Origin of the sequence: Pseudomonas sp. S150 (genome assembly GCF_004526365.1) — a bacterium.
Lineage (GTDB): Bacteria > Pseudomonadota > Gammaproteobacteria > Pseudomonadales > Pseudomonadaceae > Aquipseudomonas > Aquipseudomonas putida_A.
Window position 1 is genome coordinate 1,957,340 of sequence record NZ_CP038207.1, and the last position, 22,606, is coordinate 1,979,945.

18 protein-coding genes are annotated in these 22,606 nt (G+C 59.7%); 7 read left to right on the forward strand and 11 right to left on the reverse strand.

Annotation, left to right across the window (positions count from 1 at the left end; all coding sequences use genetic code 11):
• Positions 1–22: 22 nt before the first annotated feature.
• The 5 genes from E3Z29_RS08995 to E3Z29_RS09015 form a co-directional block, all read right to left on the reverse strand.
• Positions 23–724 carry an ABC transporter ATP-binding protein gene (locus E3Z29_RS08995; RefSeq protein ID WP_003222380.1) on the reverse strand — a complete coding sequence of 234 codons (702 nt, stop codon included), beginning with the start codon at positions 722–724 and terminating at the stop codon, positions 23–25.
• On the reverse strand, positions 725–1,492 hold the full coding sequence (gene livG, locus E3Z29_RS09000; RefSeq protein ID WP_007969480.1) for a high-affinity branched-chain amino acid ABC transporter ATP-binding protein LivG: 768 nt from the start codon (positions 1,490–1,492) through the stop codon (positions 725–727).
• Positions 1,489–2,745, reverse strand: coding sequence for a high-affinity branched-chain amino acid ABC transporter permease LivM (locus E3Z29_RS09005; protein ID WP_007969481.1), 1,257 nt, complete (start codon positions 2,743–2,745; stop codon positions 1,489–1,491). Before E3Z29_RS09005 ends, livG begins: the two co-directional genes overlap by 4 nt.
• The gene (gene livH, locus E3Z29_RS09010; protein ID WP_027614381.1) at positions 2,742–3,665 is read right to left on the reverse strand and encodes a high-affinity branched-chain amino acid ABC transporter permease LivH; all 924 of its coding nucleotides are present in this window, start codon (positions 3,663–3,665) and stop codon (positions 2,742–2,744) included. Before livH ends, E3Z29_RS09005 begins: the two co-directional genes overlap by 4 nt.
• Before the next feature lie 230 nt (positions 3,666–3,895).
• A complete protein-coding gene (locus E3Z29_RS09015) occupies positions 3,896–5,023 on the reverse strand; it encodes a branched-chain amino acid ABC transporter substrate-binding protein (protein WP_098967574.1) in 1,128 nt (375 codons plus the stop codon).
• A 351-nt stretch (positions 5,024–5,374) separates the two neighbouring features.
• Between E3Z29_RS09015 and E3Z29_RS09020 the strand changes: the two genes are divergently transcribed.
• A complete protein-coding gene (locus E3Z29_RS09020) occupies positions 5,375–5,680 on the forward strand; it encodes a DUF2288 domain-containing protein (protein ID WP_047292130.1) in 306 nt (101 codons plus the stop codon).
• 295 nt (positions 5,681–5,975) lie between these two features.
• Here E3Z29_RS09020 and E3Z29_RS09025 read toward each other — a convergent pair whose 3' ends face one another.
• On the reverse strand, positions 5,976–8,174 hold the full coding sequence (locus tag E3Z29_RS09025) for a hypothetical protein (RefSeq protein ID WP_134785595.1): 2,199 nt from the start codon (positions 8,172–8,174) through the stop codon (positions 5,976–5,978).
• A 195-nt stretch (positions 8,175–8,369) separates the two neighbouring features.
• On the opposite strand from E3Z29_RS09025, the gene E3Z29_RS09030 reads away from it, so the two are divergent.
• Positions 8,370–9,266, forward strand: a complete 897-nt coding sequence (locus E3Z29_RS09030) for an NAD(P)-dependent oxidoreductase (RefSeq protein ID WP_167734094.1) — start codon at positions 8,370–8,372, stop codon at positions 9,264–9,266.
• Here E3Z29_RS09030 and E3Z29_RS09035 read toward each other — a convergent pair.
• Together E3Z29_RS09035 and E3Z29_RS09040 are read right to left on the reverse strand one after the other, a co-directional pair.
• Complete coding sequence (locus tag E3Z29_RS09035) at positions 9,157–11,439, reverse strand: bifunctional diguanylate cyclase/phosphodiesterase (RefSeq protein ID WP_134785596.1); 2,283 nt, start codon at positions 11,437–11,439, stop codon at positions 9,157–9,159. The two genes, E3Z29_RS09030 and E3Z29_RS09035, sit on opposite strands and share 110 nt — an antisense overlap.
• 148 nt (positions 11,440–11,587) lie before the next feature.
• Positions 11,588–11,956 carry a YkgJ family cysteine cluster protein gene (locus E3Z29_RS09040; RefSeq protein ID WP_098967577.1) on the reverse strand — a complete coding sequence of 123 codons (369 nt, stop codon included), beginning with the start codon at positions 11,954–11,956 and terminating at the stop codon, positions 11,588–11,590.
• A 301-nt stretch (positions 11,957–12,257) separates the two neighbouring features.
• Between E3Z29_RS09040 and E3Z29_RS09045 the strand changes: the two genes are divergently transcribed.
• Complete coding sequence (locus tag E3Z29_RS09045; RefSeq protein WP_134785597.1) at positions 12,258–13,607, forward strand: MFS transporter; 1,350 nt, start codon at positions 12,258–12,260, stop codon at positions 13,605–13,607.
• A gap of 161 nt (positions 13,608–13,768) precedes the next feature.
• On the opposite strand, the gene rapA is transcribed toward E3Z29_RS09045, so the two are convergent.
• On the reverse strand, positions 13,769–16,615 hold the full coding sequence (gene rapA / locus E3Z29_RS09050; RefSeq protein ID WP_134785598.1) for an RNA polymerase-associated protein RapA: 2,847 nt from the start codon (positions 16,613–16,615) through the stop codon (positions 13,769–13,771).
• Between the two features lie 252 nt (positions 16,616–16,867).
• Here rapA and E3Z29_RS09055 point away from each other — a divergent pair, with 252 nt between their 5' ends.
• From E3Z29_RS09055 to ccoM, 3 genes are all read left to right on the forward strand, one after another.
• Positions 16,868–17,209: a hypothetical protein gene (locus E3Z29_RS09055; RefSeq protein ID WP_003222394.1), complete on the forward strand. Its 342-nt coding sequence runs from the start codon at positions 16,868–16,870 to the stop codon at positions 17,207–17,209.
• A 112-nt stretch (positions 17,210–17,321) separates the two neighbouring features.
• Entirely contained in the window at positions 17,322–17,483 is a 162-nt protein-coding gene (locus E3Z29_RS29355; RefSeq protein WP_096797040.1) for a hypothetical protein, read from the forward strand.
• 148 nt (positions 17,484–17,631) lie between these two features.
• Positions 17,632–17,745, forward strand: a complete 114-nt coding sequence (gene ccoM, locus E3Z29_RS29785; RefSeq protein WP_003222396.1) for a cytochrome c oxidase subunit CcoM — start codon at positions 17,632–17,634, stop codon at positions 17,743–17,745.
• Positions 17,746–18,772: 1,027 nt separating this feature from the next.
• On the opposite strand, the gene E3Z29_RS09060 is transcribed toward ccoM, so the two are convergent.
• Both E3Z29_RS09060 and E3Z29_RS09065 read right to left on the reverse strand, forming a co-directional pair.
• Complete coding sequence (locus tag E3Z29_RS09060) at positions 18,773–20,248, reverse strand: inorganic phosphate transporter (protein WP_003222397.1); 1,476 nt, start codon at positions 20,246–20,248, stop codon at positions 18,773–18,775.
• A gap of 376 nt (positions 20,249–20,624) precedes the next feature.
• A complete protein-coding gene (locus E3Z29_RS09065) occupies positions 20,625–20,825 on the reverse strand; it encodes a hypothetical protein (RefSeq protein WP_003222398.1) in 201 nt (66 codons plus the stop codon).
• Positions 20,826–21,478: 653 nt separating this feature from the next.
• On the opposite strand from E3Z29_RS09065, the gene pcaR reads away from it, so the two are divergent.
• Positions 21,479–22,321: a pca regulon transcriptional regulator PcaR gene (pcaR, locus tag E3Z29_RS09070; protein ID WP_098967581.1), complete on the forward strand. Its 843-nt coding sequence runs from the start codon at positions 21,479–21,481 to the stop codon at positions 22,319–22,321.
• The last annotated feature ends 285 nt before the right edge of the window (positions 22,322–22,606 follow it).

The following is a 22,606-nucleotide window of genomic DNA, read 5'->3' on the forward strand; positions in this document are numbered from 1 at the left end:
TTTTTCTGTTCAGTGAAAAGCCTCAACCTCCGAGGTACGCCTCGCGCACTTTCGGGTCGGTCAGCAGGGCTTCACCGGTGCCTTGCATCACCACGCGGCCGTTCTCCAGAACGTACGCACGGTCGGCGATTTTCAGCGCCTGGTTGGCGTTCTGTTCGACCAGGAACACCGTTACACCGTCCTTGCGCAGCTGTTCGATGATGTCGAAGATCTGCTGGATGATGATCGGTGCCAGGCCCAGCGACGGCTCGTCGAGCAGCAACAGTTTCGGCTTGCTCATCAGCGCACGGCCGATGGCGAGCATCTGCTGTTCGCCGCCGGACATGGTGCCGCCGCGCTGGTTGAAGCGTTCTTTCAGGCGCGGGAACAGGCCGAGGACCTTGTCCATCTGCTCCTGATAGTCGCCCTTGTCGGTGAAGAAGCCGCCCATCGACAGGTTCTCTTCGACGGTCAGACGGGCGAACACCCGACGACCTTCCGGCACCACGGCGATGCTCTTGCGCATGATCTGCGACGAGTCCTGGCCGACCAGTTCCTCACCCATGTAGCGGATGCTGCCGCTGTGCGCCTGCGGCGAACCGCAGAGCGTCATCAGCAGCGTGGACTTGCCGGCACCGTTGGCACCGATCAGGGTCACGATCTCGCCCTGGCGGACTTCGACGTTGACGCTGTGCAGGGCCTGGATCTTGCCGTAGAAGGTGGAAACGTTTTCGAACTGCAGCATTTACGCTTCCCCCAGGTAGGCTTTGATCACTTCAGGATTGTCGCGGATCTGTTCCGGCGTACCGTCAGCCAGAGGTGTGCCCTGGTTGATCACGACGATGTGGTCGGAAATGCTCATGACCAGTTTCATGTCGTGTTCGATCAGCAGCACGGTGACGTTGTGCTCTTCACGCAGCACGCTGATCAGCGCCTTGAGGTCTTCGGTTTCCTTCGGGTTCAGACCGGCGGCCGGTTCGTCGAGCATGAGGATCCGCGGACGGGTCATCATGCAGCGGGCGATTTCCAGACGCCGTTGCTGACCGTAGGCCAGGGTCCCGGCGGTACGGTTGGCGAACTCTTTCAGGTTGACCTTTTCCAGCCAGTACTCGGCATATTCCATGGCCTCGCGTTCGCTCTTGCGGAACGCCGGGGTCTTGAACAGGCCGGACAGGAAGTTGGTGTTCAGGTGACGGTGCTGGGCGATCAACAGGTTCTCGACCGCCGTCATGTCCTTGAACAACCGCACGTTCTGGAAGGTGCGCACCACGCCCTTGAGGGCAATCTTGTGCCCCGGCAGGCCCTGGATCGGCTCGCCGTCCAGCAGGATGCTGCCGCCCGAGGGCTGGTAGAAACCGGTCAGGCAGTTGAACACGGTGGTCTTGCCCGCGCCGTTCGGCCCGATCAGCGCCACCACTTGTTTTTCCTTGACGGTCAGGGCCACGCCATTGACCGCCAGCAAGCCGCCGAAGCGCATGCTCAGATTTTCAACCTTCAGGATCTCGCGGCTCATTTTCGCAACTCCATGTGTGGGCGTTGCATCGGCAGCAGACCTTGTGGACGCCAGATCATCATCAACACCATCAGCGCACCGAACATCAACATCCGGTATTCGCTGAACTCACGCATCATTTCCGGCAACAGGATCATCACCACGGCCGCGAGAATCACGCCCAGTTGCGAGCCCATGCCACCCAGCACGACGATGGCGAGAATGATCGCCGACTCGATGAAGGTGAACGATTCCGGCGTCACCAGACCCTGACGGGCAGCGAAGAAGCTACCGGCGAAACCGGCGAAGCTCGCCCCCAGGGTGAACGCCGACAGCTTGATGATCGTCGGATTCAGACCCAGTGCACGGCAGGCGATTTCATCTTCACGCAGCGCTTCCCACGCACGGCCGATCGGCATGCGCAGCAGGCGGTTGATGATGAACAGCGCTGCCAGCGCCAGCAACAGGGCAACCAGGTAGAGGAAGATCACCTTGTTGATCGAGTTGTATTCGAGGCCGAAATATTCGTGGAAGGTTTGCATGCCTTCCGCCGCTTTACGTTCGAAGGTCAGGCCGAAGAACGTCGGTTTCTCGATGTTGCTGATGCCGTTCGGGCCACCAGTGATGTCGGTCAGGTTACGCAGGAACAGACGAATGATTTCGCCGAAACCGAGGGTCACGATCGCCAGATAGTCACCGCGCAGACGCAACACCGGGAAGCCCAGCAGGAAGCCGAACGTCGCCGCCATCAGGCCGGCAATCGGCAGGCAGATCCAGAAGCTCAGGCCGTAGTAGTGCGACAGCAGCGCGTAGCTGTAGGCGCCGACGGCGTAGAAGCCGACGTAACCCAGGTCAAGCAGACCGGCCAGACCGACGACGATGTTCAGGCCAAGGCCGAGCATCACGTAGATCAGGATCAGCGTGGCGATGTCCACCGCTCCACGGGAGCCGAAGAACGGCCACACCAGTGCACCGAGGATCAGCGCAATGATGATGTAGCGTTGCGTGGTCGGCAGGGTCAGGAAGTTGCTGGCCTTGGCCGGGATCAACGGCAGGCCCGGCGAGGATTTCCACGCCTTGCTGATCTGCTGGTTGAACAGCACGCGCAGGAACATCAGCACCGAGCACACGGCGATGGTCGCCAGAATGGCCGGGCTGGTGCCGTGCACTTCGAGGTTGATGCCGACGATGGTCAGTTTCAGACCGAGTACCGGGTAGGCCACGGCCCACACCAGCAAGGCACTGAACAGTGCCTGTTTAAGATTCCTAGTCATACTTTCTCAACCTCCGGACGGCCCAGAATGCCGGTCGGACGGAACAACAGCACCAGAACCAACAAGCCGAAAGCCACGACGTCCTTGTACTGGTCGCCGAAGATATCGGCGCCGAAGGCTTCCGCCACCCCAAGCACCAGCCCGCCGAGCATGGCGCCGGGGATGCTGCCGATCCCGCCGAGTACCGCAGCGGTGAAGGCCTTGAGGCCGACGAGGAAACCGGCGTTCGGGTTGATCACGCCGTACTGCATGCTCAGCAGCACAGCGGCAACGGCTGCCAGCGCGGCACCGATGACGAAGGTCAGGGCGATGATGTTGTTGGTGTTGATGCCCAGCAGGTTGGCCATCTTGATGTCTTCGGCGCAGGCGCGGCAGGCGCGACCCAGGCGAGAGCGGGAGATGAACAGCGTGAGGCCGAGCATGGCGACCAGAGTCACCACGAACACCACGATTTGCATGTAGGAAATCAGCACTTCATGTGCGCCACCTGGCCCGATGGAGAAGTTGCCGGGGATCAGGTTGGGGATGGATTTGTCCTTGGAGTCTTGCGCGAGCAGAACCGTGTTCTGCAGGAAGATCGACATACCGATCGCGGAAATCAGCGGAATCAGACGGTTGCTGCCGCGCAGGGGGCGGTAGGCGATCCGTTCGATGCTGTAACCGTAGGAACTGGTGACGACGATGCTCGCGATGAACGCGGCGGTCATCAACAGCGGGACGTTGTCGATTCCCATCATGGCCAGCCCGGCGATGGCGATGAACGCCACGTAGGAACCGATCATGTACACCTCGCCGTGGGCGAAGTTGATCATTCCAATGATGCCGTAAACCATCGTATAGCCGATGGCGATCAGGGCATACGTGCTGCCAATGGTCAGGCCATTAACCAGCTGTTGGAAGAAGTGATAGATGTCAGGCATTACAACGCTCCTAAAAACCTGATACGCATTTCACTGGTGGAGTCATTTTCCCGCCCGGCCCCGTGGATCTTTATCCACTTCGAATCCGGGTTTTGCCAGCGAACCGCTGATGACGGTTTTGAGATTTTCAGGTGGGGAGACTGGCGGATCACGCCAGCGCGGCCCATACATTCGTAAAACAAAGCCCACGGCACGCCGTGGGCTTTATTGGCAGTCAGTCAGGGCGCGCCTTACTGAGGCGAAACTTCAGTTTTTGGTTTGCCGAAGTGCCACTCGTAAACCACAAATTTGAAGTCCTTCAGGTCGCCCTTGGCGTCGAAGCTCAGGTCGCCGGTAGGGGTCTTGAAGGTGCCGGCGTGGATAGCTTCGGCCACTTTGGCAGGGTCTTCGGATTTGGCTGCGGTGATACCGCCGGCAATCACTTCAACCGCCGAGTAGGAAGGGAACACGAACGGGCCGCTCGGGTCTTCTTTCTTCGCCTTGAATGCATCAGCCAGGGCAACGTTGGCCGGATCCTGGTCGAAGGATTTCGGCAGGGTCACCAGCAGGCCTTCGGAGGCGTCTTTGGCGATCTGCGAAATGGAGTCGTTACCCACGCCTTCCGGACCCATGAACTTGGCTTTCAGGCCTTTTTCCTGGGATTGACGCAGGATCAGACCCAGCTCCGGGTGGTAGCCGCCGTAGTAGACGAAGTCGACGTTGGCTTGCTTGAGCTTGGCGATCATCGAGGAGAAGTCCTTGTCGCCGGCGTTGACGCCTTCGAACACGGCGACTTTCACGCCTTTCTTCTCCAGAGTCGCCTTGACTGCGGTAGCGATGCCTTCACCGTATTGCTGCTTGTCGTGCAGGACGGCAACGATTTTCGGCTTCACGTGGTCGGCGATGTAGTTACCGGCGGCAGGGCCCTGGGCGCTGTCCAGACCGATGGTGCGGAAGACCATTTTGTAACCACGGGCGGTGATGTCCGGGCTGGTGGCAGCCGGGGTGATCATCACGACGCCTTCGTCTTCGTAGATGTCCGAAGCAGGCTGAGTGGAGCTGGAGCACAGGTGACCGACCACGAACTTGACGCCGTCGTTGACGACCTTGTTCGCGACCGCTACCGCTTGTTTCGGATCGCACGCGTCATCGTATTCAACGGCTTCGAGTTTCTTGCCGTCGACGCCGCCCTTGGCGTTGATCTGCTCGATGGCCATTTTCGCGCCACTGAACTGCATGTCGCCGTATTGGGCTACAGGACCGGTTTTAGGGCCGGCGATACCGATCTTGATGGTGTCAGCGGCGAACGAATGGCTGGCAACCCCGGCCAGAACCATAGCGGCAAACAGTTTGGAAATCTGCTTAGTAGCCTTAGTCATAGTGCTCCACTCTTACTGTTGTAATTTTTTTGAGTTCTGGCGCCGCAGCAGCAGAACCGGGTCAGATATCTTTGCGATACCCTCCGGAAATGCCCCCGGCAACTGTACCGGTACAGTGTAGAGCGCCGGTTGTTGGCCTGGGAAGCAGGCGCCGAGGGGCAAAACTTAGGGGTGTCGCATTTTTGAATGAAAAAGACAGAATTGCGGCGGGGCTTTCGTGGGCATATATCCCAAACACCAGCATTCCTTGGCGTTCCTGCTCTTTTCGTTCGGTGAAGCCATTTGCAACCGGGTTTTTCTGCCGGACCACCGACGTTATCATTCGCGTCGATTTCTTTTCCGGACAGTCCCATGAATCAAGAACCTAGCACCCTCTATGCCAAGCTGCTTGGTGAAACCGCATCTATTACCTGGAAAGAGCTGGAGCCGTTCTTCGCCAAGGGTGCCCTATTGTGGGTCGACCCGGCTCTGGATTTGATCGCCGCCGCCGAGGCCGTGGCCTCGGATGATGGCGAGAAAGTCGCCGCCTGGCTGGCCGAAGACAAGGTCGCCAAGCTGTCTGAAACGCGGGCGCTGGATATTTTCGAACGTGATCCAGCGCTGTGGGCGGTGGTGGTGAGTCCGTGGATTCTGATCCAGGAAAGGGCGGTCGCCTGAGCTCGCGCACCTTTGTAGTGCGTGAGACCATCAGCGAAAAGTGTGTAGCCGAGTAGCGTGATGGCACGTTGCCGTAGAGAAAGGCCACAAGCGTGGGTGGCCTCACGGTGACGTAAACGTAACGGGAACAGTTTATTGAGCAGCCGGAGGGCTGCTTAATTGTTTCTGGATATTGGAAGGGCTGAGATTTTCAGGGAATTTGAGGGCCCCATCGCGAGCAGGCTCACTCCTACAGGGGAACGCATTTCAACTGTAGGAGTGAGCCTGCTCGCGATAGGGGCAACTCGGATCTGGATCAGACCGAGTAAGTCTTCCCGGTATGGTTATTCAAGGAAATAACCTTGGTCTTGCCGATCCGGTGACGGTAGATCTCGCGCAGGTACTTGATCGACTTCTTCACGCAATCGCGCGACAGGCGAATGTCGTTGATCGAGACGAACTTGTCCTTGTCGTTGATCAGCTCGCGGTACTTCTTCTCGTACATCGGCTTGATCGCGTACCAGTTGGTGTCGAGGATCTTCGCCGGGTTCTCGAACTCGTTGAGCAGATCGTCGATGCGGTCTTCGTCGAACTCTTCATTAATGATGAAGTCGAGGATCGAGTTGTCCAGAGTCTCGTCAAAACGGTACGGGGTCTTGGCGAAGCAGCGCTTGATGAACGCCACGATCAACGTCAGGAAGTCGTCCGACAGGCACGGGCTCTTGGCGATCAGGGTGGTCAGCGACAGGTTGGCCGAAGCGCCGATCACCAGCGCATAACGCTTGAGCGTGGTGTTGGGGAACAGGCTGTTGAGGTGGGTCTTCAACCGGTTCAGGTCCATGTACGACAGTTTGTAGTCCTTCGGCAACGAGACGATCGACACCACCGACGAGCAGTTCTTGAAGAAGTGCAGGTCGTGCAGCGCCGCGGCGTCGTAGCCGGAATTCTTGTACTGCTCGAGCGAGGCGCGATAGCGCTTGGATTCGATCGGCAGCAGGCTGATGCCTTCGATGGCCTGGGTGACCTTGTTGAAGTGCGGCAGGTCGATCGAGCGGAAGAACAGGTCGTCGATGTTCAGACGCTGTGGCTCTTTGTCGAAGACCTTGAACTTGTCGCTGCTCGGCGGCGGGGTTTCCGGCACCACCGATTCGGCGTAGGCAATCGCCACCGGGCCGGCCAGACTCATGAACAGGTCGTTGGCATCCAGGCGAATGGTTTCGCCGATGTCGATGCCGGCGCGGCGGAAGTAGTTCTGGTCGTAGTCGGTGGTCACCGCCTGCGCCGTCAGTATGTTGAAGATCTGCTGCGAGATGTACTGGTTGGCGTGCTTTTCCATCGCATTGACATCAATGTTCTGGATGTTGCCGTCATCGCTCTCTTCGGCGTAACGCATGATGTCGTTGGAGATCAGCATCATCGCGTTCCATGGGCGGATACGGCCCATGACGCTGGCTTCGCTGCTGTCTTCATTGGCGAAGTTGTAGGAGAAATCCCATTCCTCCGACAGGTATTTGCACAGCAGGCGGCCGGCGTTGATGTGCAGCGCCTCGGACATTTCACTGCGGTGGTCGGAAATGTTCGGCAGCACGCAGATGCCGCTGGTGAAGATCGGCTCGAACACGAACGAATGCCCGCTCTTGCCGTCGTGCTCGTCCATCGGCTTGGTGTCGAACGTCTTGTTCATGTACGAGTGCTGCTGGGCCAGGCCGAACTCCGAGGCCATGCCCGAACCGGTACCGCCGCCGGCACTGAAGATCGAGAAGTACAGGCGCGACTGGTTGGCCTTGATGCCGCAGCTGTCGATCAGGTACGAGTGGATCATTTTCCAGTCAGGGCTGGAGAAGCGCTGGGTGTCCTTGTTGAGGATGATCTTCGCCAGATACTGGCCGAGGATCGGCGCGTTACCGGCGCCACCGGCGTGGACTTCGGACAAGTCCATGATCTTCATTTTGCTGTAATCGCGCAGGAAGCCGCTTTTCTCGCCCTTGCGCGAGAAGCGGATGCGCCCGGCGATGTCCTTGTCGAGGTCGCCGAGCATCACCAGCGGTTCGACGAGGAACACCGGTTTGCTCGACTTGTTGGTGCCGATCCGCAGGTTGTTTTTGATCCACTGCGCCGGGCTGTAGCCCTTGTCGGCCAGACGGCGGTCAGCAGCGCGGTCTTCGTTGTTGAATTCGTTGAGGTAGAACTTGCGCGCGTTGTACACCAGCTCCGCGACGTCGAGTGCGATGTTCGAGCCGCAGCGACCGAGGCCGATCAGGCACACCGACGGAAACTCCTGATCGTTGTGCTGTTCGTTGTCGCCTTCCAGGTGCGGTGGACGCGGGAACACCAGATCACGCAGGCCATCGAGGTTGTCGAGGATGCGGTCGGTGTTGGTTTCGGTGTAGTACAGATATTGCTGAGTGCCCAGCGGGCGCGAGGGAGGCAATGGCTTCGATGGTGATGGGCTGTTTGCGGCAGGGCTCAGGGTCAGATCGGATACCGCAGTGGCGGGATTGTTTTTAGAAGTCATTGTGCGCCATATACCTGGACTGGTTGGTCCGCTGACCAGTGTCAACGAGCCTCACGGAATAAGATCTCGCGTCTTTTATTGCGCGAATTTGGCCCGGGCGTCAGGGGCTTGGCCTGATCGTCGCACGGGGGAATCCTTTCCTGATCGCTCATGAATCGGCCATTATTCAGTGATCTTTAATCAAAAAGAGGCGAAATGATGTCAACGCTCCCTTCGTTGGGTTTTGCCGGAATCGGCCTGATGGGCCTGCCGATGTGCCGCCGTTTGCTGGCTGCCGGCTACCCGTTGACCGTGTGGAATCGCAACCCGGCCAAGTGCGCGCCACTGGTCGAAGCCGGCGCCCGGCAGGTGGCAAGCCCCGCTGAACTGTGCGAACACGCGGACGTGGTGATGCTCTGTCTGGCCGACACGGCGGTGGTGCGCGAGGTGGTGTTTGGCGCCGGGGGTGTCGCTGAAGGTGCGAAAAGCGGCCAGTTGCTCGTGGACTTTTCCAGCCTCGAACCGACCGCTACCCGCGAAATGGCCACCGAGTTGGCCGACAAGACCGGGATGAGCTGGCTCGACTCACCGGTGTCCGGCGGCGTGGTGGGTGCCGAGGCCGGCAGTCTGGCGATCATGGTCGGCGGCGCGGTGGCGGATCTGGAGCGGGTGCGCCCGGTGCTGCTCAACCTTGGTCAGCGCGTCACGCACATGGGTGGCATCGGCGCCGGGCAGGTCACCAAGGCTTGCAACCAGATGATCGTCGCCTGTAATGCGCTGGTGATCGCCGAAGTAGTGGCGCTGGCCGAACAGGCCGGGGTCGATGCGAGCCTGATTGCCGAAGCGCTGGCCGGTGGTTTTGCCGATTCGAAACCGTTGCAGATCCTCGCCCCGCAAATGGCCGAGAGCCGTTTTGAACCGGTGAAATGGCACGTGCGCACGCTGCTCAAGGACCTCGATACCGCAGTGAAATTCTCCCGCGAACAAGGCTCGGCCACACCGATCAGCGGATTGGCCGCACAATTGATGCGCCTGCATGGGGCGCAGGGATTTTTGCAGAAGGATCCAGCGACACTGGTACAAATGTACCGCGCGCCAGACTCAACGGATTGACCGCGTGCGAGTGTTTGCGCTGATTGATTTCTTCCAGCACCGGGCGTAACTCGTCCAGCGGCACCGGGCGGCTGAGCAGGTAGCCCTGAATGAAATCGCAGCCTGAGCGCTCGAGGAATTCGTACTGTTCCAGACTCTCCACGCCTTCGGTCACCACCTGCAAATGCAGGGTGTGGGCCATGACGATGATCGCCTGGACGATCTCCATGTCGGCGGTCGCCGTGGGAATGTCGAGGATGAACGAGCGGTCGATTTTCAGCGTATTGAGCGGCAGGCGCTTGAGGTAGGCCAGCGATGAATAGCCAGTGCCGAAGTCGTCGATCGACAGCGACACCCCGAGGGCGCGGATCTGCCGCAGCAGCACCAGGGTGTTGGCGATGTTGCCCATCAGCGCGTTTTCGGTGACTTCCAGTTCCAGCCGTTCCGGCGCAACGCCAGCGCTGCGCAGTGCGCTTTCGATCTCATCGGCCAGCTCTTCCCGGGCAAGGTTGAGCGGCGAGCAGTTCCAGGCGATTTTCAGGTCGTTGCAGCCATGCCGCGTCAGTTCGCCGAGGTCAGTGCAGGCCCGGCGCAACACCCAGTTATCCAGTTCGGCGATCAGGCCATTGGTTTCGGCAATCGCGATGAAGCGATCCGGGGCCAGCAAGCCATGCACCGGATGCTGCCAGCGGATCAGCGCTTCGAGTTTGGTCACTCGACCGGTTTTCAGTTCGAAGATCGGTTGGTAATACAGCGTCAGCCCGTTTTCTTCGCGCAGGGCCTGGCGCAGTTCTTCTTCCAGTTGCAGTTCGAGGCTGGCGCGGGTCTTCATGTTGGCACTGAAAAAATGCAGGCCGTTACGCCCGGCGCCCTTGGATTGATACAGCGCCAGATCCGCGTGCTTGAGCAGTTCTTCGCAGGTGGTGCCGTCGTCGGGGAACAGGCTGATGCCGATGCTGGTGGTCATCACCATACGGCGGCCGGCCAGTTCGATCGGCTCCTTCATTTTCAGCATGATCCGTTGCGCCATGTTGCGCGCTTCCTCACGTTCACGCAGGCTGATCAGGATGCAGAACTCGTCACCGCCGAAGCGGGCGACCACGTCTTCATGGCTGCGCACCGAGCCTTTGATGTGATTGGCGATGACTTTGAGCAGGGCGTCGCCGGCGTCATGGCCGAGGCTGTCGTTGATTCGCTTGAAGTGGTCGATGTCGAGAAACATCACCGCGAGCATGCCGCCTTCGCTGGTTTTCTGGCTGAGTTTCTCGGCGAAAAGCTGGTTGAAACCGCGGCGGTTGATCAGGTTGGTCAGCGCGTCGTAATTGGCCACTTGTTGCAATGACATCCGCGCCTGATCGAGCTGGCCGAGCAGGGCGTTGACCCGGCGCAGATCCTGCTCCTTGTTCTGCAGTTTCTTGTCGGCGAGTGCCGCGCTGATCGCGCTGCCGAGAATCAGCAGGATGATCAATGCGACGGTCAGGCCCAGTTGCAGGTAATTGGTTTCGCCGCTCAGGGTCGGCGCTGCGCCCTCGGGCACCACCAGATGCAACGCGGCCATGCCGGTGAAGTGCATGCTGATGATGCCGGCGCCGAGGATCACTGCGGCGGTGTATTTGAGCAACTGATGAAAACGGCCGCTGCCTTCACGCAGATAACCGGCGACCCACAGCGCGGCGAAGCTGGCGCCGATGGCAATCACGATCGACAGGCAGAACAGCAGCGGCTGGTAATACGCAGTGGCCACCGAGTGCATCGCCGCCATGCCGACGTAATGCATGCCGGCGATGCCCAGGCCAATAACGATGGCGGTTTTCAGGTATTGCATCAGCGAGGGATGAGGCACGCTCAGGGTGTGCATCGCCAGCCATGAGGCGAGCAGGGCGATCACCAGGGAAAACAGAGTGGTGGCCAGTTCGTAATGGATTTCCAGCGGCGCCTGGAATGCCAGCATGGCGATGAAGTGCATGGCCCAAATGCCGCCAGCCAGGCAGGTGGCGCCGATCCAGCGCCAGACCCGTTGCGAACCCGGATCTTCGGCGTGGCCAACCCGCTCGGCCATGTCGAGGGTGGCAAAACTCGCGGCGCAGGCGACCAGATAGGCCACCAGCACCAGCAAGGGATTGTGTGTGCAATCGAGAATGACCTGCCCGCTCTGCGGCAGCTCGGTAACAAACTGCAAACCAAGCCACTCCATAGCATCCCCGTCTGTGAAGTCGTCCCTGCTGCGTCAGCAACGCAGGCGAATGAGAGGAGTATAGAGGCGGTTTTTGCCATGCAAGCGGTAGTGGCACATTGGCGCCAACCATTTCGGCATGAGCCTTATAGCGATTGGCGCTAAACCATCAGGCGCTTTGGTCGTAAGGGATCTGATTCCATTCCGGTTCGAGCGGCGGCAAGCCGAAGCGGGCGCGCGCCTTGTCGCAATCGACATTCTGTTCGCCGTATTCCCAGGAAGCATCGAATTCGCGGCAGGGACTGGAGCGTTGCTCGTAAATCGAGCACTGCACGTTACTGCCCACTTCACCGATCAACGCCGTACACCGCGGCGATTTGCAGTCGGTGCCGTTCATCGCTACCCGACTGGGACTGATCTGCGTCACCAGTTCATCGGGCACTGTACCGCCGGAGGAGGCGCATTCACCCCAGAAAAAAGACACGCGAAAATGGGAACAGCAGGCACCGCAATTCAGACACGGACTGACTTCGGACATGGGGAGGGTATCAAAGGGGTTGATCGGCGAATCCGGACGGATCCGGCGGCTATTCTAGGCTTCGCCATGAACTTGGGAAGGGGGGCGCGAAAGTATTTTTTTGTAGCCGGGTTTTGCCGCGAAACCCCCGGTTTATGGGGGATTGCAGTGTTATCAAGGGCTTACGTTTCGTTACAGTGCCATGGCCCGTTATCAGGCTGACGAATGATCACAGACAGCCCCGGCAGGCCTGTCTAGATTGCAGGTTCCGGGCTCGGATGCGTCGGCAGTGAAGCCCACATAACAATAAAGAGACGGACCCATGCAGAACTCGACCCAAGCGGCGAATGCCTGGCGCATTCTGTTCCTGTTATTCCTTGCCAACCTGTTCAATTTCTTCGACCGCACCATTCCGGCGATCATCATCGAGCCGATCCGCATGGAATGGCACCTCAGCGATTTTCAACTGGGAATCGTCGGCACCGCGTTCACCCTGGTTTATGCGATCGCCGGCCTGCCGCTGGGGCGCATGGCCGATACCGGTTCGCGCAGCAAACTGATGGGCTGGGGCCTGGCGACCTGGAGCGCGCTGACGGCGGTCAACGGGCTGGTCGGCAGTTTCTGGAGTTTTCTGCTGGTGCGCATGGGCATCGGCATTGGCGAGGCCAGTTACGCGCCGGCCGCCAACTCGTTGATCGGTGACCTGTTCCCGGCGCACCGTCGGGCGCGGGCCATGGGTATTTTCATGCTCGGCCTGCCGTTGGGCCTGTTGCTGGCATTCTTCACCATCGGCGCGATGGTCAAGGCATTCGACAGCTGGCGCGCGCCGTTCTTTATCGCGGCGGTGCCGGGGCTGATCCTCGCGGTGTTCATGTTCTTCATCAAGGAACCCAAACGCGGCGCGGCGGAAACCGTGCAGGTGTCCCAAGAGAGAGTCGACAAGCCTATCCGCCGGGTGCTGGCGGTGCCGACATTCCTGTGGCTGGTGATGGCCGGTTTGTGCTTCAACTTCGCCACCTATGCCTGCAACTCGTTTCTGGTGCCGATGCTGCAGCGCTACTTCCTGATGCCGTTGCAGGAGGCGGCGGTGGCGACCGGCGTGATCGTCGGTGTCACCGGGTTGATCGGTCTGACCCTCGGCGGCTGGATCGCTGACAAGATTCATCAACGAGTCGCCAACGGTCGGCTGCTGTTTGCCGGCTTCAGCCTGATCATCTCGACCCTGTGCACCGCGTGGGCGCTGCACGCCGGACGGGTCGAGATCGGCGTGTTCGTCGCGGTGTTCAGCGTCGGCTGGCTGTTTGCCTATAACTTCTACACCTGCGTGTACACGGCGATTCAGGACGTGGTCGAACCACGCCTGCGGGCCACGGCGATGGCGCTGTTCTTTGCCGGGCTGTACTTGCTCGGCGGCGGTTTGGGGCCAGTGGTGGTGGGGGCCTTGTCCGATCATTTCGCCAAATCGGCGATGCTCTCGGCGGGGGCCGAGCAGATGACTGAAGCGTTCAAGGCTGTCGGGCTGCATGACGCGATGTATCTGATACCGGTGGCGCTGTTTTTCACCATGGTGTTTCTGTTTCTGGCGGCGCGGTGTTTTGTGCGCGATGCGCAGCGGATGAGGGAGGGGTTGGTGGCTGTGGTTGAGCCTGATGTTTCTGTGGCGACTGCATAACCGCCTTCGCGAGCAAGCCCGCTCCCACATGGGAACGCATTCCAAATTGTGGGAGCGGGCTTGCTCGCGAAGGGCCATCAGCATCAGCCGATAAATACCAGATAAACAAAAAGGCCCGCATCACTGCGGGCCTCTTCATTTATAGCGGTAGAGCAGGGGACTTAACCCGCCACCAACACCCGGATCGCTTCCAGACGCAATGCCGCTTTATCCAGCATCGCCAGACCCAGTTCACGCTGCTTGCGCAACGCATCCAGTTCGCTGTCGCGTACAGTCGGGTTGACCGCTTGCAACGCGGTCAGGCGCGCCAGTTCTTCGTCGGTGTCGGCTGCCAGACGACGACGGGCCTCGGCCACGCGCTCGGCGTGACGCGGGGTGATCTTGTCTTCACCGGCGTTGATCCGTGGCGTCAGCTGATCGCGCTGGGCCTGGATGAACTTGTTGGCGCTGGCGCGGGGCACGCTTTCCAGTTGATCGTTCAAGGTTTCGAACGAGACGCGGGCCGACAGATCGTTGCCGTTGGCGTCGAGCAGGCAGCGCAGGGCGGCCGGTGGCAGGTAGCGGCCCAGTTGCAGCGAACGCGGTGCAACCACTTCGCTGACGTAGAGCAGTTCCAGCAACACCGTGCCCGGTTTCAGTGCCTTGTTCTTGATCAGGGCGACGGCGGTGTTGCCCATCGAGCCGGACAGCACCAGGTCCATGCCGCCCTGCACCATCGGGTGTTCCCAGGTGATGAACTGCATGTCTTCGCGCGACAGCGCCTGGTTGCGGTCGTAGGTGATGGTCACGCCTTCGTCATCGCCCAGCGGGAAGCTGGCGTCGAGCATCTTCTCGCTCGGCTTGAGGATCAGGGCGTTTTCCGAATGGTCTTCGCTGTCGATGCCGAACGCGTCGAACAGGGTTTCCATATAGATCGGCAGGGCGAACTGATCGTCTTGCTCAAGGATGTCCTCGACCAACTGATCGCCTTCGCCCGAACCGCCGGAGTTCAGCTCCAGCAGACGGTCGCGGCCGGTGTGCAGCTCGGCTTCCAGACGCTCACGCTCGGTGCGCGCTTCGTCGATCAGCGCTTGCCACTCACCGTCGTCGGCTTCTTCAAGCAGCGGCAGCAGGCGCGGGCCGAACTGATGCTGCAAGGCGTTGCCGGTCGGGCAGGTGTTGAGGAACGCGTTCAGCGCTTCGTGGTACCACTGGAACAGACGCTCTTGCGGGCTGGTTTCCAGGTACGGCACGTGCAGTTCGATGATGTGCTTCTGGCCGATCCGGTCGAGACGCCCGATACGTTGCTCGAGCAGGTCCGGGTGCGACGGCAGATCGAACAGCACCAGGTGGTGAGCGAATTGGAAGTTGCGACCTTCACTGCCGATTTCCGAGCAGATCAGCACCTGCGCGCCGAACTCTTCATCGGCAAAGTAGGCGGCGGCGCGGTCACGCTCAAGGATGTTCATGCCTTCATGGAACACCGTGGCCGGGATGCCGGAACGCACGCGCAGCGCGTCTTCCAGGTCCATCGCGGTTTCGGCGTGGGCGCAGATCACCAGCACTTTGGTGCGCTTGAGCATTTTCAGCTGATCGATCAGCCACTCGACGCGCGGGTCGAATTTCCACCAGCGCTCTTCTTCGCTGGCGTCCGGCTGGGCCTGGAAGCTGACTTCCGGGTACAGCTCGGCGTGATCGCCCAGCGGCAGTTCGAGGTATTCGTCCGGGCATGGCAGCGGGTACGGGTGCAGTTTGCGCTCCGGGAAACCCTGCACCGCGGCGCGGGTGTTACGGAACAGCACGCGGCCGGTGCCGTGGCGGTCGAGCAACTCGCGCACCAGACGGGCGCTGGCTTCGGTATCGCCATCGTTGACCGCAGTCAGCAGGGCTTCGCCTTCGTTGCCGAGGAAACCGTGGATGGTCTTGTGTGCTGCAGGCGACAGGCGCCCTTTGTCGAGCAGTTCCTGAACGGCTTCGGCCACCGGGCGATAGTTCTCGCTCTCGGCGCGGAACGCGGCCAGGTCATGGAAACGGTTCGGGTCGAGCAAGCGCAGGCGGGCGAAGTGGCTGTCCTGACCGAGCTGTTCCGGGGTCGCGGTGAGCAGCAGCACGCCGGGAATCACTTCAGCCAATTGTTCGACCAGCGAATACTCGGGGCTGGCCTTGTCTTCGTGCCACACCAGGTGGTGGGCTTCGTCGACCACCATCAGATCCCAGCCGGCGGCGAACAAGGCGTCCTGCGCCTTCTCGTCTTCGACCAGCCACTCCAGGGCAACCAATGCCAGCTGGGTGTCTTCGAACGGGTTGGTGGCATCGCTTTCGATGAAGCGTTCTTCGTCGAACAGCGCGACCTGCAGGTTGAAGCGGCGGCGCATTTCCACCAGCCACTGGTGCTGCAGGTTTTCCGGCACCAGGATCAGCACTCGGTTGGCGCGGCCCGAGAGCAGTTGGCGATGGATCACCAGACCGGCTTCGATGGTTTTCCCCAGACCCACTTCGTCCGCCAGCAGAACCCGCGGCGCGATACGGTCGGCGACTTCACGGGCAATGTGCAGCTGGTGCGCGATCGGTTGCGCACGCACGCCGCCCAGGCCCCAGAGCGAGGACTGCAACTGGCGGCTGGTGTGTTCCAGGGTGTTGTAGCGCAGGGAGAACCACGACAGCGGGTCGATCTGCCCGGCGAACAGACGATCGCTGGCCAGACGGAACTGAATGAAGTTCGACAGCTGGGTTTCCGGCAGGGTGACGGCTTCGTTCTGCCCGTTGAGACCGTGATAGACCATCAGCCCGTCGACGTCGTCGACTTCGCGCACGGTCATCTTCCAACCTTCGAAGTGAGTAATGGTGTCACCCGGCGAGAACCGCACGCGGGTGAGGGGCGCATTCCGTAGCGCGTACTGGCGGGTTTCGCCAGTGGCCGGGTAAAGCACGGTCAACAAGCGGCCGTCCTGTGCCAGAACGGTGCCTAAACCAAGCTCTGCTTCGCTGTCACTGATCCAGCGTTGCCCCGGTTGATACTGCTGCGCCATGCTGCCTGACTCCCACCTTGAAAAAGCGGGCTATCTTAACGGAATGCAGGCTCCAGGGCCAAAGATTACTGGGCAGAAGCTGCCGCAGACAGCGATCTTCTGATCTTTGGAAACACTTGAGTTTTGTGATGTCCGATTAAAAGATCGCAGCCTGCGGCAGTTCCTGCAGTGCCAACCCGATCACAGATTTGCGACGGATGGCTCAAGGCGCCTTTGCCGCAGCCGATAGCCTGCTGACAGGAGACCCTTTATATGCTGCCACCGATGCTCCCCCTGAGCGCTGTGCCGATCACTTCCCAGCAGGATCCGATTCGCCAGCGGCCGGACATTCCTCCGGTGGTGCCGGTGCAGGAAAGCTCCAACGAAAGCACGATCGACCTGCAAAAGCGCGACCCGGAAGAGGATCGACTGCTGGCGCGCGAGGAACAGCGCCGTCAGCAGGAACGTGATCGTCGCCGCCGCGAAGCCGACGAAGACCCGGAAGAGCATCTGGCCGTGCCGGGCACCGAGCTGAATGCCGACAACACCGTGCCCGTGGTGCCGCTGATGGAAGATCAGCCGCGTCAGGGCTTGTGGGTTGATATCGAGATCTGAGTCTGCTTATTTACATCAATTGTTGTCGAGCGCTGGCGTCAGGCTGCATGATTGGCGCAGTCCTGCCTCTGATGCGGCAGTTGTGTTTTCTTCAAGTGATGCGCTGAACGTCATGAGCCAAGATGAAAAACTGATCGACCTCGGCACCGAGCGCGCCAAGCGTGTGCATGATCTCAACGAAAAGCGGCTGAACGAAGTGCGCAAGGCCTTCGAGCAAGCCATGCCGTTGGGAAAAGCTCAGAAAAAGCCGAAAAAGAAACCGAAAAAGCGTTGATCTTCCCCTGCATCCTTTGATGCAGGTCAGTTATTTTCCCGCCTTTGCCTTCTGTGTTGTCCGGACTTGATCCTGGTCAATTTCTGCGCCTGCGCGATTGGTTAACTTAGCTCCATCGCAGCAAAGCAGGGGCCAGGAGGCCACAGTCATGTTTTTCGATAACGTGGTGTTTGCCGGGGTTCTGACCGTGGGGCTCATGGTTCTGTTTTTTGCAGGGTTTGGATTTTTTATCTGGAAGGATGCGAATAAGCGCAAGAAGTAGGTCTTTCCGGGTTTGATGAGCACGCAAGGCATTTTGGGCAACTTCGGTTGCCCTTTTTTTTGTGTTTTTGGCGGCCGCTGGGCCGACCATGTTCTTGGGGTTTTGGGTGTATATCCGTTGCTGCGGGTGTTGCTTATTACGGTTCCGCCCTTACGGCGGGTCACCTTTTCCAAACGCCGAAAAGGTAACCCAAAAGGCTTTACCCTGACGTTCGGCCCTCGCTTAGGCTCGGGTTCCTTCGCTGCGGGATTCATCCGGGGGGCAGCGCCTACGGTTTGCTTCGCTGCACCTCCTCTCGCTGTGTTTGGCTGCGCCAAACGGTCGCTGCGCTCCCACCCCCGGACAAATCCCTCCACTCAGCCTGCCGACGGGCCCTCAGATCAAAAGCTTTACTCGAGCTAACGCTCATCGTGTTGAGTGGTGGAAAAGCGTGCGCTCGGCTTTTGCTTTTTTGTAGGAGCCAGCCTGCTGGCGATGGCGGCCTACGAGCCGACCGATCTCCAACTGAATACACCCACTCCAACTGTGGGAGCGGGCTTGCTCGCGAAGGCGTCCTGTCAGCCAACCAATCTCCAACTGAAAATACCCAATCTCAAGAGGAGCTGCCGAAGGCTGCGATCTTTTGATCTGCTTTGGCTTTGGCTTTGGCTTTGGCTTTGGCTCTTGCTCTTGATGTGGCTTTTGATCTTCAGCCCCTTCGGCAGGCCGAGCGAAGGTGTCCATCAGGGGGTTAGGCGCGCAGCGCCATGCGGCGAAGCCGCATACATCGAGAGGAGGTGCAGCGAAGCAAACCGGAGGCGATGCCCCCTGATGGACACCGTAGCGAGGGAACACTGAGCCTAAGCGAAGTGCCGTACGCCGGGGGAAGCCTTTTTGGTTACTTTTTCGGCGTTTGGAAAAAGTGACCCGCCGTAAGGGCGGAACCATAGGAGGCCGTTACCGCAGCAACGGATATGCTCACAAAACCAAACCCAAAAAAAAAGGCGCGATCCTCAAGAATCGCGCCTTTCTCATGTGCTGCGGTCTATCAGCTACCCAACGCTTTGGACGCCAGCCAGAACAACCCAGCCGACAGCGCCACAGTCGCCGGCAAGGTCAGCACCCACGCCAGCAGGATAGTGCGAACAGTCCCACCCTGCAGGCCGCTCTTGTTGGCGACCATGGTACCGGCCACGCCCGAGGACAGAACGTGAGTGGTGGACACTGGCAGGCTGAAGATGTTGGCCATACCGATCAAACTGGCGGTAGTGATCTGCGCCGACATGCCTTGAGAGTAGGTCATGCCCTGCTTGCCGATCTTCTCGCCGATGGTCAGTACCACGCGTTTCCAGCCGACCATGGTACCCAGGCCGAGGGCCAGGGCCACCGCCAGAATCACCCAGAACGGGGCGTATTCGGTGGTGGTGGTCAGGTCTTTGCGCAGTTTGTCCAGGTCAGCCTTCTCACGCGCTTCCAGGCCTGGCAGCTTGCCGACTTTCTTCGCGGTGTCGTCCAGGCACAGCAAGTAACGACGCACTTCGATGCGGCTTTCCGAGGACAGCGAATGGTAGTCCGCTACACCTTTAAGGGTGCCAAGCAGGGCGTTGATGGTCGGTTCGGTCTGCTGCGGGTTGCAGCGGAATTTCTCCGGCAGATCGCCTTCAACACTTTTGCCCAGGGCCAGGAATTCGCCCAGAGAATCGGCATTGCGCTTGTAGAACTGGCTCAGGTGCAGGGTCGCGTCGCGGGTGCGCTCGATCTGGTAGGTGGTGCTGCTCAGGTCGAGGACGAACTGCGCAGGCACGATACCGATCAGTACCAGCATGATCAGGCCGATGCCTTTCTGGCCATCGTTGGAACCGTGCACGAAGCTCACGGCCATGGCCGAAATCACCAGAACCAGACGGTTCCAGAACGGCGGGTGCTTTTTGTCGTCGATCTTGCGGCGCTGTTCCGGGGTCTTGTGCATCTTCGACAGCGGGCGCCACCACTTCAGGCCGATCAGGATCAGCGCGGCAATCAGGAAGCCAGCCATTGGCGAAAACACCAGCGAGGCGCCGATGTCGATCGCTTTCTGCCAGTTCACGCCGTCGGCCAACGGGATGTTGTTGATCAGGGCATTGGCCAGGCCGACGCCGAGGATCGAGCCGATCAGGGTGTGGGAACTGGAGGCCGGGATACCGAAGTACCAGGTGCCTAGGTTCCAGGTGATCGCCGCGGCGAGCAACGAGAACACCATCGCCAGGCCATGGCCGGTGTTCACATTGATCAGCAGTTCTACCGGCAGCAGGTGAACAATGGCATACGCCACGCCAACGCCGCCCAGCAACACGCCGAGGAAGTTGAACACACCGGAGAAGAACACCGCCAGGTGAGGCGGCATGGCTTTGGTGTAGATAACAGTGGCTACCGCGTTAGCGGTGTCATGAAATCCATTGATGAACTCGAAGGCGAGGACAAACGTCAGGGCGAGCAAGAGGCTCACAAGCACCCAAGCATCCAGTCCGCTGAATAAATCGATCATGAAGGTTTTCTGACCCGGTCATAAGGGGGCGCGATTATGCCAGAAAAGACTGGAAATCGATCCCCTACCTGCTCATCGGTAGCAATCAATGTCGAATTAAATTGTTGCAAGGTGCAATGCCCGAGCGTGTTGCAGGGTTTTTCAAGTGCTTGATTGGCTTGGAAAAACTTTCAGGCAGCAGGCGTTTTGTCGAGCGCGCAGGGGCCTCAAACGTTTGTGTGAAATATCTCTGAAACGAGTCAGACACGCTCCTTTCCCGTGCAGGCCGGGGGAGGTGGGCCGCTGCCCGCGGATAGCGGGCGCGCAAGGCATGGTCGGGTCACCGTGCTTTTAGCCGGTGGCGACGCAGACCCTCGAAAATCTCAGGATCGCCCGTTCAGGGCTCTTCGGTTTTGAGTTCTTCTTCCATCTTTTTCAGTTCTTGCTGGAAAACCTGATCCTGAACGGTGGGGCGTTTGCGCCATGCCTTGCGTTCCGGTTCGGGTTGCGCGGCGTAGGTGGTGACTTCCCCGCCGTAAACTTCCTTGTAACGTTGTTCCTGGCGCTCAAGTTCCGCGCGCAGTTCGTCTTTCGTCACAGTGCTACCTGTTTGAGTTGAGATAAATATCTGGTGAAACGCACGGCAACGAGTCGATTGAACACGTCCACCAAAGGGCCATGCCGGTTCAGGCATTGGCGTTATCGGCAGGGCGATCAAGACTTCCATGTTGCAGGCGGCTACGGCACCAGATTAAAACTGACGCAGCATCAGTTTCCTGTTTCAGCAAGCGCGCTGGCGGTGCATGAATAATGAGCGTCAGGCGCTGGCCGGGCTGACGGCAATAGGCATCGGGTCAGCGGGCGGCACCCTCGGCCAGTGAAAACGTGGCGCCACTGAGGTGCATTATAGCGGTCGATTCGGGAATGACTATCTTTGCCAAGTTAAAAACGGTTCGGGATGTGTGATCGTTTTGTTACTGACAAGTTTTATCGCTAGTTGAAATTCGCCGAAACCTTTTAAGGACTCGCGTTCAGTTTCTGGCGCCATTAAGTCGATCAACTAATGAGGCATGCGAAGTTGGATGAACAGGCAGGTGAATGAATGAAGAAGCCAAGAAGGACAGAGGCTGATGGATTGCGATAATCGGTCGGCGGTTCGATAATCGCCCGATGTTGGCGACTCGACTCTTGTACATCCGTCGGCGAGCCGCTTGTATAGCCATTGATCCGTGCCGGAAACAAGGACAAGAAATGAACGATCAAATGCGCAACTCCTTCAGCTCCGTGGCGCCGCCGATCGTCGCTTCGCCGGCCAAACGCATCCAGGCGCTGACCGGCGATCCGGATTTCATGACCTCGCTGGCCCGTGGCCTGGCGGTGGTGCAGGCGTTTCAGGAGCGCAAGCGGCACCTGACCATCGCCCAGATCAGCCATCGCACGGAAATTCCCCGCGCTGCTGTACGCCGTTGCCTGCACACTCTGATCAAACTGGGTTACGCCACCACCGATGGCCGCACGTACTCGTTGTTGCCCAAAGTGCTGACCCTCGGCCACGCGTATCTGTCGTCGACGCCGCTGGCGGTGTCGGCCCAGCCGTACCTCGACCGCATGAGCGAGCAACTGCACGAAGCCTGCAACATGGCCACGCTCGAAGGTGACGACATTTTGTACATCGCCCGCTCGGCGACCACGCAACGGCTGATCTCGGTGGACCTGTCGGTGGGCGGGCGTCTGCCGGCCTATTGCACATCGATGGGCCGCATCCTGCTGGCGGCGCTGGACGACACCTCGCTGCGCGAATACCTCGACCATGCCGAACTGGTGGCCAAGACCAGCCGCACGCTGCACACCCCCGAAAGTCTGCTCGAATGCCTGCAGGAAGTACGGCAGCAGGGATGGTGCATCGTCGATCAGGAACTCGAACAAGGCCTGCGTTCGATTGCCGTGCCGGTTTACGATGCGTCGGGCCAGGTGGTGGCGGCGCTCAATGTCAGCACCCACGCCGGCCGCGTCAGCCGTACCGAACTGGAACAACGCTTCCTGCCGGGCCTGCTCAGTGCCAGCCGCGACCTCAGCGCGCAGTTGTTCGCCTGATGAAGCTGTTCGATAAACGCACAGTGTTGCGTTTATCGAATTGACGCTAAAAGCCCCGGATCATTAATGTCGCGGCAGCGTCATCCGGCGCAGATTTGAATGAGCCTGCCGGATTGTCGACTCCCATAATAATGACAAGAGGCAACTCACCATGCGCATGCTCCCCGACTGTCTCAGCTCCATTCCCTGTTGCCGGATTCACCGCAACGCCTGATTTCGATCTTCTATTCTTGTGACCGTGCCGCTCTTCGGCCGGCCGCCGTTCGACTGCGTTTTTTGCGTGGA

What these genes read in the sequence shown, in the direction of transcription:
- E3Z29_RS08995 (WP_003222380.1), bottom strand. Translation starts at nt 724, where the DNA reads ATGCTGCAGTTCGAAAACGTTTCCACCTTCTACGGCAAGATCCAGGCC.
- livG (WP_007969480.1), bottom strand. Translation starts at nt 1,492, where the DNA reads ATGAGCCGCGAGATCCTGAAGGTTGAAAATCTGAGCATGCGCTTCGGC.
- E3Z29_RS09005 (WP_007969481.1), bottom strand. Translation starts at nt 2,745, where the DNA reads ATGACTAGGAATCTTAAACAGGCACTGTTCAGTGCCTTGCTGGTGTGG.
- livH (WP_027614381.1), bottom strand. Translation starts at nt 3,665, where the DNA reads ATGCCTGACATCTATCACTTCTTCCAACAGCTGGTTAATGGCCTGACC.
- E3Z29_RS09015 (WP_098967574.1), bottom strand. Translation starts at nt 5,023, where the DNA reads ATGACTAAGGCTACTAAGCAGATTTCCAAACTGTTTGCCGCTATGGTT.
- E3Z29_RS09020 (WP_047292130.1), top strand. Translation starts at nt 5,375, where the DNA reads ATGAATCAAGAACCTAGCACCCTCTATGCCAAGCTGCTTGGTGAAACC.
- E3Z29_RS09025 (WP_134785595.1), bottom strand. Translation starts at nt 8,174, where the DNA reads ATGACTTCTAAAAACAATCCCGCCACTGCGGTATCCGATCTGACCCTG.
- E3Z29_RS09030 (WP_167734094.1), top strand. Translation starts at nt 8,370, where the DNA reads ATGATGTCAACGCTCCCTTCGTTGGGTTTTGCCGGAATCGGCCTGATG.
- E3Z29_RS09035 (WP_134785596.1), bottom strand. Translation starts at nt 11,439, where the DNA reads ATGGAGTGGCTTGGTTTGCAGTTTGTTACCGAGCTGCCGCAGAGCGGG.
- E3Z29_RS09040 (WP_098967577.1), bottom strand. Translation starts at nt 11,956, where the DNA reads ATGTCCGAAGTCAGTCCGTGTCTGAATTGCGGTGCCTGCTGTTCCCAT.
- E3Z29_RS09045 (WP_134785597.1), top strand. Translation starts at nt 12,258, where the DNA reads ATGCAGAACTCGACCCAAGCGGCGAATGCCTGGCGCATTCTGTTCCTG.
- rapA (WP_134785598.1), bottom strand. Translation starts at nt 16,615, where the DNA reads ATGGCGCAGCAGTATCAACCGGGGCAACGCTGGATCAGTGACAGCGAA.
- E3Z29_RS09055 (WP_003222394.1), top strand. Translation starts at nt 16,868, where the DNA reads ATGCTGCCACCGATGCTCCCCCTGAGCGCTGTGCCGATCACTTCCCAG.
- E3Z29_RS29355 (WP_096797040.1), top strand. Translation starts at nt 17,322, where the DNA reads ATGAGCCAAGATGAAAAACTGATCGACCTCGGCACCGAGCGCGCCAAG.
- ccoM (WP_003222396.1), top strand. Translation starts at nt 17,632, where the DNA reads ATGTTTTTCGATAACGTGGTGTTTGCCGGGGTTCTGACCGTGGGGCTC.
- E3Z29_RS09060 (WP_003222397.1), bottom strand. Translation starts at nt 20,248, where the DNA reads ATGATCGATTTATTCAGCGGACTGGATGCTTGGGTGCTTGTGAGCCTC.
- pcaR (WP_098967581.1), top strand. Translation starts at nt 21,479, where the DNA reads ATGAACGATCAAATGCGCAACTCCTTCAGCTCCGTGGCGCCGCCGATC.